The sequence below is a fragment of the Microbacterium sp. A20 genome, assembly GCF_004794515.1.
Lineage (GTDB): Bacteria > Actinomycetota > Actinomycetes > Actinomycetales > Microbacteriaceae > Microbacterium.
In genome coordinates this window covers 1-266 of record NZ_SSDF01000050.1, presented here as the reverse complement: position 1 = coordinate 266, position 266 = coordinate 1, and the positions used below count along the sequence as shown (strand labels likewise).

Sequence of the window (266 nt, the reverse complement as noted above, 5' to 3'; positions counted from 1 at the left end):
CTGAACCCGAAAGTCGACGGACCACCCGTCCCCGGGGTCGCGTTCCGGCCCTCGGACGAGACCGACACCGACACCGGGACCGACGCCGGGACCGACGCCGGGATCGGCACCGGGACCGGGACCGGCGCCGAAGCCAGCATTGACACCGAGGTCGGCGCGGGCGAGACCAGAGGGCTGGACGATGATGTCCTCCCGTCGGGCGACCCCGGGCGGATGATCGACCCGCGTTCCCGGTCGCAGAAGCAGCACGACACCCTCGCCGCGAT

1 protein-coding gene is annotated in these 266 nt (G+C 72.6%); it reads left to right on the top strand.

From position 1 onward, the window contains the following. Window positions 1–266: hypothetical protein (locus tag DW298_RS19215; RefSeq protein ID WP_205820248.1), on the top strand; the 266-nt coding region annotated here is incomplete at both ends.